The sequence below is a fragment of the Microbacterium sp. genome, from assembly GCF_036566905.1.
Taxonomy (GTDB): Bacteria; Actinomycetota; Actinomycetes; order Actinomycetales; family Microbacteriaceae; genus Microbacterium.
Genome location: NZ_DATCVK010000180.1, coordinates 1 through 2,625 on the forward strand (window position 1 = coordinate 1; position 2,625 = coordinate 2,625).

Here is a 2,625-nt window from a genome sequence, read left to right on the forward strand (position 1 = left end):
GACCGCGGATGTCGCGGTGTCGAGCGGGGGCGAACAAGCCGTCCCGGCATGTCGCAGCCGTTCACGATGTGCCAGAATCTGTTCTCGGTACCGCCGTCAACGGTGCTCGAAGAGGAGCAGCGTGGCCGCCGTCCGCATCCCTGTCGACAGGGATCTCTCGATCGATTTCGCCCGTGCCTTCTGCCTGCCGATCGTGGTGCTGCTGCACGCCCTGCAGATGGGCATCGGCGGGGATCCGCTGCGCGCGTTCAACGCGCTCGACGGATTCGAGCCCCTCGCCTGGGCGACCTGGCCGCTCATGATCATGCCCGTGTTCTTCATCTGCGGAGGGTTCGCCTCGATCACGCAGTGGCGGCGCCTGCGCGGACACGGCGAGACCGTCGCCCACTACCTCCGCATCCGTGCCATCCGCTTGGCGCAGCCGCTGGTGGGGCTCGTCGCAGCCGTCGGCGCGGTGCTCGCGATCATGCTCCTCGCGGGCGTCGACGCCGAGTTCCTCCGCACCTTCGCAGTGCGGCTCGCGGAGCCGCTCTGGTTCATTCCGGTGTACCTGATCTGCACGGCATTCGTGCCGACGATGTCGTGGTTGCATCGGCATGCTCCATGGTCGGCGTACCTCGGGCTCGCGGGGGCGGTCGTCGTCGTCGACGTGCTGACGCGCGAGTTCGATGTGCCGGTCGGCGCCCTCAACTGGATCTTCGTGTGGCTGTTCGCCCAGCAGCTCGGGTTCGGGCTCCGCGACGGGTGGTTCGCCCGTCGGTCGCGACTCGTGCTCGTCGCCATCGCCGTCGGGGCGTACGGCGTCATCGGGGTGCTCGTGACCTGGTTCGGGTACTCGCACGACATGCTCGACAACCTCAACCCGCCGACGTTGGCGATCCTCGCCCTCGCGCTCGGGCAGGCCTGCCTGTTCGCGCTCGCGCAACCGCTCATCCGCCGCCTGATGCAGTGGCGGCCGATGCTCGGCGCGGTCTTCGTCTTCGGCGTCTACGGCATGGTCATCTACCTCTGGCACACGTTCGCGATGGCCGTCGTGACCGCACTGCAACTCGCGTTCGGGCTGCCCTTCCCCTCGGTGCTGTCGCCGGCGTGGTGGGCGACGCGTCCGCTCTGGATCATCGCCATCGCCGTCGTGATCGCCGGATGCTGCATGATCGTGCCGCGCGTCGAGTCGCGGTGGCCGAAGCCGATCGAGCGGCGAACCCCGCTGGCTGCGGTGCTGCTGTGGAGCTCGTGCGCGGTGGCCGGCGTCGGGGTGCTGCTCGTGCTCGGCTACCTCCCGTGGCAGAACGGCCTGCTGGGGTGGGCGCTCGTGACCGTCGCGGTGGTCGCGCTCATCGTCGGTGGCCCCGGGCAACGGCAGCCGCGGGGGGAGAGCGCGGCCGAGACGCGGAGCACGGCGTCGTCGGTCGCCGCACGATCGTAGGCTTGAGGGCATGGTCGCAACCGAATCCGTCGTGTCGTCGAGCCCCGGTGCGGACCCGATCGCGCCCGGAGAGGCCGACGACGAATCGGTCCGCCTGCGACTCGCGATCGCGTACGACGGCACCGACTTCAACGGATGGAGCCGGCAGCCAGGACTGCGCACCGTCCAGGGGGTCATCGAAGATGCGCTGGCGATCCTCTTCCGGCGCACGGGCACGGCGCCGCGACTGACGGTCGCCGGGCGCACCGATGCCGGGGTCCACGCTATCGGGCAGGTGGCGCACTTCGACGTCCCGCCGGCGGCGCTGGCATCGGTGACCCGGGCGCGCCGTGGGCACGCCTCCCGACCCGAGGACGCGGGGCCGGCAGGAGTGCTGCTCCGCAGGTTGACCGGGGTGATCGGGGCATCCGATTCCGATGTCGTCGTGACGGCGGCGTCGCTCGCACCCGACGGGTTCGACGCACGCTTCTCCGCCATCTGGCGACGCTACGAGTACCGCATCGCCGATTCCGCCGCCTCGCGGGATCCGCTCGACCGGCACCGCACCGTCTGGCGCCCGCGCGCGCTCGACACGGAGCGCATGGATACCGCGGCGCTGACGCTCCTCGGCCTGCACGACTTCGCGGCGTTCTGCAAGCCGCGGGCCGGGGCGACGACCATCCGCACCCTGGAGTCCTTCCGGTGGCGACGCGACGACGACGGCGTGCTGGTGGCCTCGCTCCAGGCCGACGCGTTCTGCCATTCGATGGTGCGCGCGCTGATCGGCGCTGCGGTGGCGGTCGGCGAGGGCCGCCTCGGCGTCGACGCGCCCGCCGAGCTGCTGCGCGCCGGGGAGCGGACGAACGCGTTCATGGTCATGCCGGCGAAGGGGCTCGTGCTCACCGAGGTCGGCTACCCCGACGATCACGAACTCGAGATCCGGGCGGCGCAGACGCGTGCGCGGCGCCAACTGCACGTCCAGCTCGACGACGAGGCGGATGCGGGGGAGTGAATCGGCGTCGATTGGACGCGTGCCCCTCGAGCCGCTAAGCTTGCCCTTTGGTGCCGTCCTCTGCGGTGGCATCCGAAGTTGAGCCCTCCACCAGGGCGTTCGAACGCATCGCGGGCGAACACCCACCGGAGTGGGATTCACGAACCCCTCACTCGATCAGAAAGCAGTAGTTCCGTGACGCGCACGTTCACTCCCAAGCCGTCCGACA

At 70.3% G+C, this 2,625-nt stretch carries 2 protein-coding genes; both read left to right on the top strand.

Features of this window, described 5'->3' with window-relative positions:
• Positions 1-121 precede the first annotated feature (121 nt).
• A complete protein-coding gene (locus VIP82_RS14870) occupies positions 122-1,426 on the top strand; it encodes an acyltransferase family protein (protein ID WP_331909948.1) in 1,305 nt (434 codons plus the stop codon).
• Positions 1,427-1,436: 10 nt separating this feature from the next.
• Positions 1,437-2,417, top strand: coding sequence for a tRNA pseudouridine synthase A (locus tag VIP82_RS14875; RefSeq protein WP_331909950.1), 981 nt, complete (start codon positions 1,437-1,439; stop codon positions 2,415-2,417).
• Positions 2,418-2,625: the final 208 nt, after the last annotated feature.

Excerpts from the sequence above, each read along its gene's own strand:
- VIP82_RS14875 (WP_331909950.1), top strand. The coding sequence starts at position 1,437 with ATGGTCGCAACCGAATCCGTCGTGTCGTCGAGCCCCGGTGCGGACCCG.